General features: G+C 71.3%; 11 protein-coding genes. All 11 read left to right on the plus strand.

The window, feature by feature from the left end; translation table 11 throughout:
* Positions 1-224: 224 nt before the first annotated feature.
* The 11 genes from ACFY9V_RS09305 (at position 225) to ACFY9V_RS09355 (ending at position 15224) form a co-directional block, all read left to right on the plus strand.
* A complete protein-coding gene (locus ACFY9V_RS09305; protein WP_391046747.1) occupies positions 225-1292 on the plus strand; it encodes a mechanosensitive ion channel domain-containing protein in 1068 nt (355 codons plus the stop codon).
* A 170-nt stretch (positions 1293-1462) separates the two neighbouring features.
* Positions 1463-2698: an ROK family transcriptional regulator gene (locus ACFY9V_RS09310; RefSeq protein WP_355337173.1), complete on the plus strand. Its 1236-nt coding sequence runs from the start codon at positions 1463-1465 to the stop codon at positions 2696-2698.
* A 248-nt stretch (positions 2699-2946) separates the two neighbouring features.
* Positions 2947-4278: an extracellular solute-binding protein gene (locus ACFY9V_RS09315; protein ID WP_391160396.1), complete on the plus strand. Its 1332-nt coding sequence runs from the start codon at positions 2947-2949 to the stop codon at positions 4276-4278.
* Entirely contained in the window at positions 4278-5228 is a 951-nt protein-coding gene (locus ACFY9V_RS09320) for a sugar ABC transporter permease (protein WP_355337169.1), read from the plus strand. Before ACFY9V_RS09315 ends, ACFY9V_RS09320 begins: the two co-directional genes overlap by 1 nt.
* A 2-nt stretch (positions 5229-5230) precedes the next feature.
* Complete coding sequence (locus ACFY9V_RS09325; protein WP_391160398.1) at positions 5231-6145, plus strand: ABC transporter permease subunit; 915 nt, start codon at positions 5231-5233, stop codon at positions 6143-6145.
* Positions 6142-7404 carry a 6-phospho-beta-glucosidase gene (locus ACFY9V_RS09330; RefSeq protein WP_391160400.1) on the plus strand — a complete coding sequence of 421 codons (1263 nt, stop codon included), beginning with the start codon at positions 6142-6144 and terminating at the stop codon, positions 7402-7404. The genes ACFY9V_RS09325 and ACFY9V_RS09330 overlap by 4 nt, the downstream gene beginning before the upstream one ends.
* Positions 7395-8423, plus strand: a complete 1029-nt coding sequence (locus tag ACFY9V_RS09335) for a BadF/BadG/BcrA/BcrD ATPase family protein (RefSeq protein ID WP_391160402.1) — start codon at positions 7395-7397, stop codon at positions 8421-8423. Before ACFY9V_RS09330 ends, ACFY9V_RS09335 begins: the two co-directional genes overlap by 10 nt.
* 201 nt (positions 8424-8624) lie before the next feature.
* Positions 8625-10031: a hypothetical protein gene (locus ACFY9V_RS09340; RefSeq protein WP_391160404.1), complete on the plus strand. Its 1407-nt coding sequence runs from the start codon at positions 8625-8627 to the stop codon at positions 10029-10031.
* A 107-nt stretch (positions 10032-10138) separates the two neighbouring features.
* Positions 10139-11116, plus strand: coding sequence for a transporter substrate-binding domain-containing protein (locus ACFY9V_RS09345; RefSeq protein ID WP_391046758.1), 978 nt, complete (start codon positions 10139-10141; stop codon positions 11114-11116).
* 57 nt (positions 11117-11173) lie between these two features.
* Entirely contained in the window at positions 11174-12469 is a 1296-nt protein-coding gene (locus ACFY9V_RS09350) for a hypothetical protein (protein ID WP_391160406.1), read from the plus strand.
* A gap of 139 nt (positions 12470-12608) precedes the next feature.
* The gene (locus ACFY9V_RS09355) at positions 12609-15224 is read left to right on the plus strand and encodes a tetratricopeptide repeat protein (protein ID WP_391160407.1); all 2616 of its coding nucleotides are present in this window, start codon (positions 12609-12611) and stop codon (positions 15222-15224) included.
* Positions 15225-15234 lie beyond the last annotated feature (10 nt).

A 15234-nucleotide genomic window follows, 5' to 3' on the forward strand; every position in this document is an offset into this window, starting at 1 on the left:
CCTTTAACGCCGGCGGCGCGTGGCTCGCGCCGGGACGATCTGGCCTAAGTCTCTCCGGAAGGCGGCCCATGGCGCCACCATGCCCGGGTAACGGACCGAGGGTGTTTTGCAGCACACCTGTGTTCATCCCCACGATCGTGGCCTGCCCCTCCTCCCGCACGGCAACGAGACGGCATCGGTCGTCCCGTTAGTGTGGAGGCTTGTTTCCCACCGGAGGTTCCGCAGTGCCCACCGCGACGTCCACCGCCGCCGCCGTACCGTCCCGCCTGTTCCCGCTCGCCGCCGGAGACCGTGATTCGTCGGTCTACCGGGCCGGCGGCTGGATACAGGAGAACTGGGCGAGCTGGCTGAGCGCGGGGCTGCGCATTTTGTTGATCGTCGCCATCGCGATCGTGCTGCGTTCGGTGGTGCGGCGGACGATCAGCAGACTCATCGACCGGATGAACCGGGGCGCGGAGGCCGCGGCCTCCACCGCCCTGGGCGGCCTGCTGGTCAACGCGGAGCGGCGCAAGCAGCGCAGCGAGGCGATCGGCTCGGTGCTGCGCAGTGTGGCGTCCTTCCTGATCCTGGGCACGGCCGCGCTGACCGTGCTGTCGGTGCTCAAGATCAATCTGGCGCCGCTGCTGGCCAGCGCCGGGGTCGCCGGGGTCGCGATCGGCTTCGGCGCGCGCAATCTGGTGACGGACTTCCTGTCCGGCGTCTTCATGATCCTGGAGGACCAGTACGGGGTCGGCGACGTGATCGACGCGGGGGTGGCCAGCGGCACCGTCATAGAGGTGGGCCTGCGGGTCACCAAGCTGCGCGGTGACAACGGCGAGATCTGGTACGTGCGCAACGGCGAGGTCAAGCGGATCGGCAACCTCAGCCAGGGCTGGGCGACGGCCGTGGTGGACGTGCAGGTCGGCGCGGGCGAGGACCTGGAGCGGGCGCGCCAGGTGATCGCGGCCACCGGCGAGGACATGGGCAAGGAGGACCCCTGGGACGAGATGCTCTGGGAGCCCGTACGGGTCCTCGGCCTGGAGTCGGTCGGCACGGACTTCGTGGTGATCCAGACGCACGCCAAGACGATGCCGGGGCGGGCCACCGATGTCGCCCGTGAGCTGCGCTGGCGGATCAAGCGGGCGTTCGACGAGGCGGGCATCGTGATCTCCGGCGGTACGCCGACGGTGGAGGTCACCGAGGCGACGGTGCCCGAGGGCGCGTCGGAGGTGGCCGAGATGCGGCGGCAGACCGCCGTGGAGGACGCGCGCCCCGCGGCGCCCGTGCCGCCGCCCGCCTCCGGCGAGCGCTGACCCCCGGCACCTGTCGCTTTGCCGAAGCCCCTGGCACCCTGATGGCGCCGGGGGCTTCGTTCATAACGACTTGGCCGTCCTGCCGTCGACCCCCCTTGACGCTCCGCCAATGGCGGGCCTACCTTTCGTTTTGCCAATAGGAAACTTTCCTAACAGTGAACTGAGGGAGGATGGCGCGCATGGCTGGCACCCCTGGAACGCCGCGCGTACTGCGCGCCATGAACGACCGCGCCGCACTCGACCTCCTGCTGGAGCACGGCACGCTCTCCCGTACCCGGATCGGCAAGCTGACCGGACTGTCCAAGCCCACCGCGTCGCAGCTGCTGGCGCGCCTGGAGGCGGCGGGGCTGGTCCAGGCCACCGGCACCACGGCGGGCCGCCCCGGCCCCAACGCCCAGCTCTACTCGGTCAATCCGGCCGCCGCGTACGTGGCGGGACTCGATGTCAACTCCGAGCGGATCAGGGCCGCGGTCGCCGACATCACCGGCCGTACCGTCGGCACCTTCAAGCTGCTCACCCCGCGCCGCCGCACCGCGGGCAACGCGGTGGAGCAGGTCGTGCAGGCCGTGGACGGCGCGGCCAAGGCCGCCGGGCTGAACCGCTCCGACCTGCACCGGATCGTCATAGGCACGCCCGGCGCCTTCGACCCCAGCACCGGACGGCTGCGCTACGCCAGCCACCTGCCCGGCTGGCACGCGCCCGCGCTGCTGGACGAGCTGGCCGCCGCGCTGCCGATGCCGCTGGAGTACGACAACGACGTCAATCTCGCCGCCGTCGCCGAACAGCGGATCGGCGCCGCCCGCGAGCACGACGACTTCGTGCTGCTGTGGAACGAGGAGGGCATCGGCGCCGCCATCGTCATCGGCGGCCGGCTGCACCGCGGCTGGACCGGCGGCGCGGGCGAGGTCGGCTTCCTGCCGGTGCCCGGCACCCCGCTGGTCCGCAACGTCACCAAGGCCAACAACGGCGGCTTCCAGGAACTCGCGGGCTGCAACGCCGTGTTGCGGCTGGCCAGGGAACTCGGCATCGACGTCCCGGCCGGCACCCAGCAGGACGCCGCCGCCGAACTGCTCGCCGAGGCCGCGCTGCGGCACACCGCGAGCGAGGAGACCGGCGCCGACAGCGGCCCGTACGGCGAACTGCTCGCCCGGTTCGCCACCGGCACCGCCATCGGTCTTGCCTCGCTGGTCGCCGTGCTCGACCCGGCGATGATCGTGCTGTCGGGCGATGTGACCGTGGCGGGCGGCGAACCGCTGCGCGCCCTGGTCCAGGCCGAACTCGCCGAACTGGCCGTACCCCGGCCGCATCTGGTGCTCGGCACGGTCCAGGACCACCCCGTACTGAGCGGGGCGCTGGAGAGCGCGCTCGCCACCACCCGCGACGAGGTGTTCGACACCTCGCGCTGACCTCGCCCCGACAACAGACCCCGCCACCCCGAACCGCCCGAGCCAGAGCCAGAACCGCCACAGCCAGAACCACCAGAGCCCAGAACCCGCGTACCCCGCAGATCCAGCGGACCGGCACACCCCGCCGCTCCGGTGGTCCCGCACACCCTCAGCACACCCTCAACAGGCCCTCAGCACACCCTCGACCAGTCCTTGAAAGCAGTACTTGAAAGGCCCGCAAGGCCCGAAGATCCCCCGGAGGAAGCGCAGTGTCCCGTCTGACGAAGGCAGCCGCCGCCGTAGCGGCCACCGCCGCGATATCGCTGCTCGCGAGCGCATGTACCGGCCAGAGTTCCGGCTCGGCCGACGACGACGCCAGCAAGGACGTCTCCATCACGTTCTGGCACGGCTGGACCGCGCCCAACGAGCTGAAGGCCATCAACGACAACGTCGCCCGGTTCGAGAAGGCGCACCCCAACATCCACGTCAAGGTGCAGGGCAACATCACCGACGACAAGATCAACCAGGCGCTGCGCGCGGGCGGTTCGAAGGCCCCCGACGTCGTCTCCTCCTTCACCACCGACAACGTCGGCCAGTTCTGCTCCTCCGGCTCGATGGCCGACCTCGGCCCGTTCCTGACGAAGTCGAAGATCGACCCGGCCGCCACCTTCCCCAAGCCGATGCTGGAGTACACCCAGTTCAACGGGACCCGCTGCACGCTGCCGCTGCTCGGTGACGCGTACGGGCTGTACTACAACAAGAAGGCGTTCGCCGCCGCCGGGATCAGCGCGCCGCCCAAGACGATGAGCGAGTTCAAGGCCGACGCGATCAAGCTGACGAAGTCCAAGGGCGACTCGTACAGCCAGCTCGGCTTCATGCCGAACTTCCACGGCTACGAGTCCACCACCACGCACCTGGCCGCGCAGTGGGGTGTGAAGTACTTCGACGCGAGCGGCAAGTCCCAGGTGGCCAAGGACCCCGGGTTCGCGAAGATGTTCGGCTGGCAGCAGGACATGGTCAAGTCGCTGGGCGGCTTCGGCAAGCTGGAGAAGTACCGCAACACCTTCGGTGACGAATTCGGCGCGAAGAACCCGCTGCTGACCGGCCAGGTCGCGATGGGCATGGACGGCGAGTGGCGGCTGGGCATGGCCAAGGACGCCGGGATGAACGACCTCGGCGTGGCGCCCTTCCCGGTCCCCGACGACCAGGCGAGCACGTACGGCAAGGGCTACCTGTCCGGCACGATCATCGGCATCGCCAACACCAGCACGAAGAAGAACGCGGCCTGGGAGCTGGTGAAGTTCATGACCACCGACACCGACGCGGTCGTCTCCTTCGCCAACGCGATCCACAACGTGCCCTCCACGCTGGCCGCGCTGAAGTCGCCGAAGCTCGACGCCGACCCCGGCTTCAAGACCTTCATCGACATCGCGCAGAACCCGAACAGCACCACCACCCCGCCGAGCATCAACGGCGGCGCGTACCAGCTCACGCTCCAGGACTTCGGTTACGCCTACGAGTCCGGCAAGTCCAAGGACCTTGAGCAGGGTCTCCAGGGTGTCGACGCGCAGGTCGACAAGGACATCGCGCAGGCCAAGTGATGACCGCCGCCCTCCATCCCCTGCTGAAGGCCAAGCGCCGCAAGTCGGCGCTGCGCACCCTGGCCTTCCTGTCCCCCTGGATCATCGGGTTCAGCGTCTTCTTCGTGTACCCGCTGGTCTCCACCGTCTACTTCTCGTTCATGAAGTACAACGGCATCAACGCGCCGACCTGGGTGGGCGGCAAGAACTGGTCGTACGTCTTCTCGGACTACCCGTTCTTCTGGCCCGCGCTGCGCAACACGCTGTGGCTGGTCGTCGTGATGGTGACGCTGCGGGTGCTGTTCGGACTCGGCATCGGCCTGCTCATCACGAAGATCAAGACGGGCGCGGGCTTCTTCCGTACGGCGTTCTACCTGCCGTACCTGGCCCCGCCGGTCGCCGCGACGATGGCGTTCGTCTTCCTGCTCAACCCCGGTACGGGACCGGTCAACCACCTGCTGGGCGACTTCGGTCTGCCCACCCCGGGCTGGTTCACCGATCCGCACTGGTCCAAGCCCGCGCTGACCATGCTGGCCGTGTGGGGCATCGGCGACCTGATGGTGATCTTCATGGCCGCGCTGCTCGACGTGCCCAAGGAGCAGTACGAGGCGGCGGAGCTGGACGGCGCGGGCCCCTGGCACCGCTTCCGGTTCGTGACGCTGCCGAACATCTCGCCGATCGTGATGTTCGCGGTGGTCACCGGTGTCATCCAGACCATGCAGTACTACACACAGCCGCTGGTCGCGGGGAAGGTCGCGAGCGGGGTGATCGGCAACTCCGGCCAGCAGGTGGAGCCCGGCTACCCCGACAAGTCGACCCTCACCCTGCCGCAACTGGTCTACGAACGCGGCTTCCAGCGCTTCGACTACGGCTCGGCGTGCGTCATCGCCCTCGTGCTGTTCGTGCTCTCGATGGCGTTCACGGCGCTGCTGCTGCGCCGCCGCAACGGCTTCCTGTCGGCGGAGGACTGATCATGACCCAAGCGACCATCGCGCCCGGCGGCGCCGTCCGCGACCCCGCCGCGGGCCGCGGCCCCGACCTCCGCGCCCGGCGCAAGGCGCGCCGCAAGGAGACCCTGCACTGGATCGCCGTGCACTCGCTCGGCATCGCGGCGGCGGCCTTCTTCGTGCTGCCCTTCGTCTTCGTCTTCCTCACCGCGGTGATGAGCGACAACCAGGCGCTCACCCGCGACCTGTGGCCCGACCACTGGCAGTGGTCCAACTTCCGCACGGTGTGGGACACCCCGGGCTTCCTGACCTGGTGGCGCAACACGCTGGTGTACGCGGTCGGCGGCACCGTGCTGACCGTGGTGTCGTCCCTGCCGGTGGCGTACGCGCTCGCCAAGTTCCGCTTCCGCGGCCGTAATCTGGTCATGGTCCTGGTGATCTCGACGATGATGCTGCCGCCGCAGGTGGTCATCATCCCGATGTACCTGTTCTGGACCAAGCAGTTGGGGATGGACGGCAGCCTGTGGCCGCTGATCATCCCGATGGCCTTCGGTGACGCGTTCACCATCTTCCTGCTGCGGCAGTTCCTGCTGACGATCCCCAAGGAGTACACCGAGGCCGCCAAGGTCGACGGCTGCGGTGAGCTGCGCACGCTGCTCACCGTCATCGTCCCGATGATCAGGCCGGCCCTGGCCGCGGTGGCGCTCTTCCAGTTCTTCTACTGCTGGAACGACTACTTCGGGCCGCAGATCTACGCCAGCTCCAACCCCGGGGCCTGGACGCTCAGCTACGGACTGGAGTCCTTCAAGGGCGCACACCACACCAACTGGAATCTGACCATGGCGGCCACCGTTCTCGTGATGGCCCCGGTGATCGTGGTCTTCTTCTTCGCGCAAAAGGCCTTCATCGAAGGCGTGACCCTGACGGGAGTCAAGGGATGAAACTGGCAGTCGTGGGCGGCGGGTCCACGTACACCCCCGAACTCATCGACGGATTCGCGCGGTTGCGCGACACTCTGCCGATCGAGGAACTGGTGCTGGTCGACCCGGCCGCGGACCGCCTGGAGTTGGTCGGCGGGCTCGCCCGGCGGATCTTCGCCAAGCAGGGCCATCCGGGCACCATCGCCACCACCGCCGACCTGGAGTCGGGGGTGGCCGGCGCGGACGCCGTGCTGCTCCAGCTCAGGATCGGCGGGCAGGCCGCGCGCAACCAGGACGAGACGTGGCCGCTCGAATGCGGCTGCGTCGGCCAGGAGACCACCGGCGCGGGCGGTCTCGCCAAGGCGCTGCGCACGGTCCCGGTGGTCCTCGACATCGCCGAGCGGGTGCGCAGGGTCGCGCCGCAGGCGTGGATCATCGACTTCACCAACCCGGTCGGCATCGTGACCCGGGCGCTGCTCCAGGCCGGGCACAAGGCCGTCGGGCTGTGCAATGTGGCGATCGGCTTCCAGCGCAAATTCGCCAGGCTGCTGGACGTCTCGCCGGAGCAGGTGCACCTGGACCACGTCGGGCTCAACCACCTGACGTGGGAGCGCGGGGTGCGCCTGGGCGGGCCGCAGGGCGAGGACATGCTGCCCAAGCTGCTCGCGGAGCACGGCGACACGATCGCCGCCGACCTGCACCTGCCGCGCGAGATCGTGGACCGGCTCGGCGTCGTCCCCTCGTACTACCTGCGCTACTACTACGCGCACGACGAGGTGGTGCGCGAGCTGCGGACCGCGCCGTCGCGGGCCTCCCAAGTGGCCGCGATGGAGAAGCAGTTGCTGGAGATGTACGGCGACCCGGCGCTGGACGAGAAGCCGGAGCTGCTGGCCAAGCGCGGCGGCGCCTTCTACTCGGAGGCCGCGGTGGCGCTGGCGTCCTCGCTGCTGCGCAACACCGGCGACGTCCAGGTGGTGAACACGTACAACAACGGCACGCTGCCGTTCCTCGCCGACGACGCCGTCATCGAGGTGCCCGCGGTGGTCGACGGGACCGGCACGAAGCCGCTGCCGGTCGCGCCGCTCGACCCGCTGTACGCGGGCCTGATCGCCAATGTCACGGCGTACGAGGACCTGGCGCTCGAGGCCGCGCTGCGCGGCGGCCGGGACCGGGTGTTCAAGGCGCTGCTGTCGCACCCGCTGATCGGCCAGTACGAGTACGCCGAGGCGCTCACCGACAGTCTCGTCGCGCACAACCGGGAGCACTTGGCGTGGGCGTGAGCCGGGAACCGCTCGTCCCCGGTGGCGTCCTCGCCATCGACGCGGGCAACAGCAAGACCGACGTGGCGCTGGTCGCCGCCGACGGAACGGTGCTCGGCGCCGCCCGCGGCGGCGGCTTCCAGCCGCCGGTCGTCGGGGTCGGGGCAGCCGTCGACGCCCTCGCGCGCATCGTGGAGCGCGCGGCGGCCGACGCGGGCCTGCGGCGTGCCGCGGACGGTTCCGACAGCGCCGATACGGGGACACCTCTGGTGGAGCACACCTCGGCCTGTCTGGCCAACGCGGACCTGCCGGTCGAGGAGCAGCAGCTCGAAGCGGCGGTGCACGGGCGCGGCTGGGCGAGGTCGACGCGCGTCGCCAACGACACCTTCGCGATCCTGCGGGCGGGCGTGGACGCGCCCCGCGGGGTGGCGGTGGTGTGCGGCGCGGGCATCAACTGCGTGGGCATGCTGCCGGACGGCAGGACGGCCCGTTTCCCGGCGATCGGCAAGATCTCCGGGGACTGGGGCGGCGGTTCGGGTCTCGCCGAGGAGGCCCTGTTCCACGCCGCCCGCGCCGAGGACGGCCGGGGCGGACCGACGGCGCTGGCGGCCACACTGCCCGCGCACTTCGGACTGCCCACGATGTACGCGCTGATCGAGGCGCTGCACCTGGAAACGATTCCGGCGGCCCGCAAGTACGAGCTGACGCCCGTGCTGTTCGCGACCTCCGACGCGGGGGACGCGGTCGCCCGCTCGATACTCGACCAGCAGGCCGACGAGATCGTGGCCCTGGCCACGGTGGCGCTGGCCAGACTCGACCTGCTGGACGAGGAGGCCGACGTGGTGCTGGGCGGCGGGGTCATGGCGGCCAGGAATCCGTATCTCATGGACGCCCTGACCGAACGGCTCACCGCCCGCGCCCCCAAGGCCCGGCCGCACGTCGTGACGGCGCCGCCCGTCCTCGGCGCGGCCCTGCTGGGTCTGGACCACCTGGCGGCCCCGGCGCGGTCCCACGCGGCACTGCGGGCCCACTACGCGTAACGCCTCACACCGCCCTGTTCGGTTCCCGGTCGCCCGGGAACCGAACAGGGCGTTGACGCGTGTGGGGGGTTAGGGGAGCAGGCAAGGCGGTCGTGCGGCAAGATCCACCGGTTGGCTAGGTGGATGCAGGTGGCTGCGGCCATACTGCTGGCTGAGAGCGTGACTTCCGCGGACGCGGTGGTCGGTCCCGGGGGAGGGTGAGTGACGCAGACGCCGACGATGGGCGGGGGTTCGAACGGGCTGAACCGGGCGGGGGTACCGGCGCAGCGCCGCCGGGCCTGGGTGGAACGTACGGATCAGCTCAAGGCCGCCGCCACCACGGAGCCGGGCCGGCTGCGGATCATCGGCGCCGTACTGGCCCTGCTGGTCGTGGCGTTCGGCGCCGTCACGGCCTGGCAGGTCAGCGACCGTACGACGGCCGCGGGCAGCGTGCTCCACCACAGCGGGCCCCTGAGCGCGGACGCGGCGGAGATCTACCGCAGCCTCGCCGACGCCGACGCGACGGTGGCGGGCGGCTTCCTCGTCGGCGGCCAGGAACCGCGCTCGGTCACCGACCGCTACGACAAGGACATCGACACCGCGGCCGAGCTGATCACGCACGCCGCCGCGAACACGCAAGGGTCCGCGGAGGCGAGCGCGCAGATCTCCTCGCTCAACCAGCAGCTCCCGCGGTACACCAAGCTGGTTGCCACCGCTCAGGCCAACAACCGGCAGGGCCTGCCGCTGGGCGGCGCCTACCTGCGGTTCGCCAACGAGCAGATGCGCAAGCCCGGCGGGCTGCTCGACGCCTCCAAGAAGCTGTACGAGGCGGAGTCGGCGCGGCTGGACGACGACTACTCCGGCGCCAAGGCGCTGCCCTACGCCTCCTGGGCGCTGGGCATCGTGGCGCTCGGCGGCCTGGTGTGGGCGCAGCGCCGCCACTACCGGCGCACCAACCGGGTGTTCAACCACGGCATGCTCGCCGCGTCCGCCGCCTGCGCGGTGGTCCTGCTGTGGCTGGTGGTGGGACACACGGTGGCGCGTACGCAGCTCGACAACTCCGACGCGCACGGCGCGGAGTCGATGAAGGTGCTCAACAGCGCGCGGATCGCGGTGCTCCAGGCCCGCGGCGACGAGAATCTGACGCTGGTTGCCCGCGGTTCCGGCAGCGCGTACGACGCGACGTTCCAGAGCGGCATGGAGACGCTGGCGGGCAAGGACCCCAAGGGTGTGGGCGGTGAGCTGGCGAAGGCGCTGAAGCTGGCCGACAACACGGCGGGCCGCACCCCGGTCGATTCCGCGATCAAGGGTGTGCAGGCGTGGCGCGGCAGGCACGATGTGGCCAGGGCGAGTGACAACAACGGTGACTACGCCACGGCGGTCGCCGAGGTGATCGGCGGCAAGGACAGCAGGGGCAAGACGGTCACGGAGACCACCGGGCAGTGCTTCGACGTGGTCGACGCCAGTCTGGAGAAGGCCGTCGCGCAGGAGCAGCACGAGTTCCAGCAGGCCGCGAGGAACGGCCACGGCGCGCTGTCGCTCCTGCCGTACGGCGCGGCGGTGCTCGCGGTGCTGGCGGCGGCGGGCGCGGTGTTCGGCATCGGGCGCCGCCTGTCGGAGTACCGGTGATGAGCGTGCGGAACGAACCCGGGGTGAGGCGGACTGTGGAAGCGATACGGCCAGGACGCGGCAGGCGGGCCAGGGCCAGGCTGCGCGGCTGGGGCGGCGTCGCGGGGATGGCCTCGGCGTGCGCGCTGGCGCTGAGCGCCGCGCTGCTGCTGCCGTCGGACACCGCTCCCGCCGCCGACGCGGGCAGGACCGCCCCGCGGGCGCCGGTGACGCACGCGCAGTACGCGGCCGACGACGCGTGCGAGAACTCCGCGACGGCCCTGGACCCGGCGACCGGCGCGGTCACGAGCCTCGACCCCGACGGCGGGACGCGGGACGGCGCGGCGGTGGAGCGGATCAGGCGGAACAAGCGGCTGATCGTCGGTGTCGACCAGAACAGCTATCTGTGGGGTTACCGCGACCCGGTCTCCGGTGAGATCACCGGCTTCGACATCGCCATCGTCAAGGCCATCGCGAAGAGCATCCTCGGCGAGAACGCGCAGGTGCAGTACCTGACGATACCGACCGACCAGCGCGTCCCGATGATCCTGACCCACAAGGTCGACATGGTGGTGCGCACGATGAGCATCACGTGTTCCCGGCTGACCGAGAAGGACAAGCAGATCGCCTTCTCCAGCGCCTACTTCATGGCGGGCCAGCAGCTTCTGGCGCCCGAGGGCTCCCCCGTCACCGGCTTCGACGACTCGCTGAGCGGCAAGAAGGTCTGCACCGCGTCCGGTTCGACCGGTGAGACCAAGCTCCAAGCGGACCCGCACGGCGCGAAGATCATGCTGGTGCCGAACCAGCTCGACTGTCTGGTGCGGGTGCAACTCGGCCTCGCGGACGCGGTGTTCACCGACAACGCGCTCGCGGCCGGCCAGGCCGCGCAGGACCCGTCGATGCGGCTGGTCGGCAAACCGGTCACCACCGAGCCGTACGGTGTGGCGATGAACCTGGCGGACACCGACCTGATCCGGCAGGTCAACCAGGTGCTGGCGACGTACAGCGGCGGCGGCGCCGACAGCGAGTGGATGCGGCAGTACCACCGCTGGCTCGGCCAGCACCTGTCCGGGATCACCGGCCCGCCGGAGGCCCACTACAAGTAACGGCGCGACGCAGTCGGGGGCACCAACAGCGCACACGGACAGCGGAAAGAGGGTGTGATGGCGGTCGCTGGACCCACCGGACCGGTCATGGGACGGGAAGAGGTCGACCGTGCCCTGGAGCGGCTCGGCACCGAGCACGAGGCGATCGAGTCCTCGCTGCTCGCCCTCCAGGACCACTCGGGCCGCCGTCTGCTGGAGGGCGCCGAGCTGACCGGTGTCACCAAGGAGCGCTGGGCGGAGACCGACGCGGCGATCACCCTGCTGTGGGCGCATTTCGAGGCGTACACCGAGGCGTTGGACAGCGCGCGTGAGCTGCGGGCCAAGCGCCGCTGGCCGACGCAGACCGAACTGGTCCGGCTGACCGAGCTGCTGCGCGGCGAGGGCGTGACCGTCACCGGGGCCGCCACCCCGGACGCCGCCAGGTCGCTGACCGGCCCGGCGAAACTGACCGAGAAGTTCAGCCTGGAGCAGTTGCTCGCGCGGATGAACGGCTGGTACGACCAGGCCATGGAGACGGTGGCCGCCGCCGACTCCGTGTGGTCGGCGCTGCCCGCCAGGATCGACCTGCTGGCCGCCGAGACCCGGCGGGTCCAGTCGCTGGCGGACTCGGTGGGCGTACGGCCGGGCACGCACCCGGCGGGCGACGAACTGGCCGGTCTGATCGACGACTTGGGCGTGCTGCGCGCCCGTACCGTCTCCGACCCGCTCGCCTTCTGGCGGGCCGCGCCCTCGCCCGGCCGCCCCGACACCGAGCGGTACGAGCAGGCGGGCCGCCAACTGGAGCGGATCCGCCGCGAGGTGGAGGCGGTGCTGCACGTACGGGACGACGCCGAGCACCGGCTGCTGCGGCTGCGTGACGTGCTGTCGCGCGCCGACCGCACGCTGACCGAGGCGCGCAGCGCCCGGGTCGAGGTGCTGTCGAAGATCCTGGCGTCCGACGTGCCCGCGGTCAGCGGCCCGGCGGCGGCGCTGCACGAACAGCTCGCGTCCGCCGAGGCGTTCTGGCGCGGCTCGCAGTGGCACCGGCTGTCCCCGCTGCTGGACGGCCTGGAGGAGCGCGCGGACGAGGAGCTGCTGCGGGCCCGTGACTCGCTGACGGCGGTGACCGCGCCGCTGGCGGTCAGGGCGGAGTTGCGCGGCAGGCTGGACGCGTACCGCGCGAAGGTGGCGCGGCTGGGGATGGCCGAGGACCCGCTGCTGATCGAGCGGTACGACCAGGCGCGCCGTCTGCTGTGGAGCGCGCCGTGCGACCTGGCCGCGGCCGAGCGCACCGTGCAGCGGTATCAGCAGGCGGTCGCGGAGGTCACCGTGCCGCGCACGTCGGGGCCGCAGGACAGCAGGGGGCCGGTATGACCGGGACCGCCGGAATGTCGTCGTCGGACGGGACCGTTGCGTACAGGGCGCGCGTGGCGTACGCGCGACAGGGGAAAGGCTGAGGGGGAACACCGTGAGCAAGTGCCAACGGCCCGGTTGCGGCGGGACCTTGGAGGACATGGGAGGCGGCGAGCTGTACTGCGACACCTGCGGCCTCGCGCCGCTGCCGGTGGCCGCGCAGGGCGGCGCGGGCCCGGTGGGCGCGGCGGGCTCGGTGCCCGGCGCGCGCGGCGCGGACTCGGGCCGCTCCGGCCGTTCGGTGTCCTCGCAGACCTCGTCGCACTCCTCCTCGCGGTCCTCCAAGTCCTCCTCCCGCGCCTCGCGCCGTTCGGTCTCCGGGCGGCTGTCGCGGTCGCTGAGCGGCACCGCCACCGGCCGTTCGGTGTCGGTGCGCAGCAGCCGCAGTTCCAGCAGCGGCTCCACCCGCGGCAAGCTCGGCGCGGGCCTGGTGTCGGTGCCGACGGTGCCGCGGCCGGACCCGGCCGCCGCGGTGCTGGAGAACCCCGAGGTGCCCGAGCGCAAGCGCTTTTGCAGCAAGGGCGACTGCGGCGCGCCCGTCGGCCGCAGCCGCGGCGACCGCCCCGGCCGTACCGAGGGCTACTGCAGCAAGTGCGGCCACCCGTACTCGTTCTCGCCCAAGCTGCGGCCCGGCGACATCGTGCACGGCCAGTACGACGTGGTGGGCTGCCTGGCGCACGGCGGTCTCGGCTGGATCTACCTGGCGGTGGACCGGGCGGTGTCCGACCGCTGGGTGGTGCTCAAGGGCCTGCTCGACACCGGGGACGAGGACGCGCTGGCCGCGGCCGTCTCCGAGCGGCGCTTCCTCGCCGAGATCGAGCACCCCAACATCGTCCGGATCTACAACTTCGTCGAGCACCTCGACCAGCGCACCGGCACCCTCGACGGGTACATCGTGATGGCGTACGTCGGCGGCAAGTCGATGAAGGAGATCGCCAACGAGCGGCGTACGCCGGACGGCAGGCGCGAGCCGCTGCCGGTCGCGCAGGCCATCGCGTACGCCATCGAGGCGCTGGACGCGCTGGGGCACCTGCACAGCCGCAATCTGCTCTACTGCGACTTCAAGGTCGACAACGCCATCCAGACCGAGGACCGGCTCGAACTCATCGACATGGGCGCCGTGCGGCGGATGGACGACACCGAGTCGGCGATATACGGCACGGTCGGCTACCAGGCGCCCGAGGTCGCCGAGGTCGGCCCCTCGGTCGCCTCCGACCTGTACACGGTGGCGCGGACGCTCGCGGTGCTGACCTTCGACTTCCAGGGCTACACGAACGTCTTCGTGGACAGCCTGCCCGACCCGGGCAACATCGAGGTCTTCTCCCGCTACGAGTCCTTCTACCGGCTGCTGGTCCGCGCGACCGACCCGGACCCGGACAAGCGGTTCTCCTCCGCCGAGGAGATGTCCGACCAGCTCCTGGGCGTGCTGCGCGAGGTCGTCGCCCTGGAGACCGGCCGCCCGCGGCCCGCGCTGTCCACCCTTTTCGGCCCCGAACTGCGCGTGGTGGACACCGAGTTGGTACGGCCGGTGACCGGTGACACCTCGACGCTCGGCGCCGACCGCGCGCTGGAGAAGGCGTCGCGGCGCCGCGACCGGGTCGGCGGCAACGGGTCGGCGCCCGCGCTGCCCGCCGGAAGCATCCCGGCCCAGCCCGCGGGGCTGCCCGCGGGGCCCGGCCCCGGCGCGTACAGCCCGACCGTGATCGGCGCCCCGCTGCCCAACTGGGGCCCGCCGCCCGCCACCAGCCCCACCGTGTCGCGGCTGAACGCGGGCGCGGCGGTACTGGCGCTGCCCGTACCGCATGTCGACCCCGCCGACCCCAACGCGGGTTTCCTGGCCGGGCTTTCGGCCGCGGCCCCGGCCGAGCTGGTGGCGGCGCTGCACTCCGCGCCGCAGGACTCGGTGGAGAAGCGGCTGCGGGAGCTGCGGGCGCGGCTGGAGATGGCCGACCTCGACGGCGCCCAGCAGGTGATGGCGACGCTCGCCGACGCCGAGGACGACGCCATCGACTGGCGGGTGGTGTGGCACCGCGGCCTGGCGGCGCTGTGCACGGGCGACCACGAGACGGCGGCGCTGAGCTTCGACGCGGTCTACGACGCGTTCCCCGGTGAGCCCGCGCCGAAGCTGGCGCTGGGCATCTGCGCCGAGGTGCTGGGGCAGTTGGACAACGCGGCCGAGTACTACCGGCTGGTGTGGACGACCGACCAGAGCTATGTGAGCGCGGCCTTCGGTCTCGGCCGGGTGCTGCTGGCCTCCGGCGACCGGCAGGGCGCGGTACGCGTCCTGGAGTCGGTGCCCGAGTCGTCGATCCACTTCACCGCCGCGCGGGTGGCGGCGATCAGGGCCCGGCTGCGGGACAGATCGCCGCAGGAGCCGCTGCTGGCCGACCTCCAGGCGGCCGGGCTCCAGGTCGAGGAGCTGCAACGGCAGGGCCTGGACTCCGACCGGCGCGAGCAGCTCGCCACCGAGGTGCTGGGCAGCGCGCTGGACTGGGTGCTGGCGGGCCGTGTCGGGGACCTCCCGGCGGGCGCTCCGGGCGTACCGTCAACAGCCGGACCGCACAAGGCCGTTCTGGGCTCCGCCCTGAACGAGCGGGACCTGCGGTTCGGCCTGGAGCGCTCGTACCGGGTGCTGGCCAGGCTCGCCCAGCAGGGCAGTACGAGGATCGAACTGGTGGAACGCGCCAACCGCTTCCGCCCCCGGACGTGGGTGTAAACGAGATGCC

This window comes from Streptomyces sp. NPDC008317 (assembly GCF_042955955.1).
Classification (GTDB): domain Bacteria; phylum Actinomycetota; class Actinomycetes; order Streptomycetales; family Streptomycetaceae; genus Actinacidiphila.

Coding starts and splice junctions, on each gene's coding strand:
- ACFY9V_RS09345 (WP_391046758.1), top strand. CDS start 10,139: ATGGCCTCGGCGTGCGCGCTGGCGCTGAGCGCCGCGCTGCTGCTGCCG.
- ACFY9V_RS09320 (WP_355337169.1), top strand. CDS start 4,278: ATGACCGCCGCCCTCCATCCCCTGCTGAAGGCCAAGCGCCGCAAGTCG.
- ACFY9V_RS09350 (WP_391160406.1), top strand. CDS start 11,174: ATGGCGGTCGCTGGACCCACCGGACCGGTCATGGGACGGGAAGAGGTC.
- ACFY9V_RS09355 (WP_391160407.1), top strand. CDS start 12,609: ATGGGAGGCGGCGAGCTGTACTGCGACACCTGCGGCCTCGCGCCGCTG.
- ACFY9V_RS09310 (WP_355337173.1), top strand. CDS start 1,463: ATGGCGCGCATGGCTGGCACCCCTGGAACGCCGCGCGTACTGCGCGCC.
- ACFY9V_RS09325 (WP_391160398.1), top strand. CDS start 5,231: ATGACCCAAGCGACCATCGCGCCCGGCGGCGCCGTCCGCGACCCCGCC.
- ACFY9V_RS09330 (WP_391160400.1), top strand. CDS start 6,142: ATGAAACTGGCAGTCGTGGGCGGCGGGTCCACGTACACCCCCGAACTC.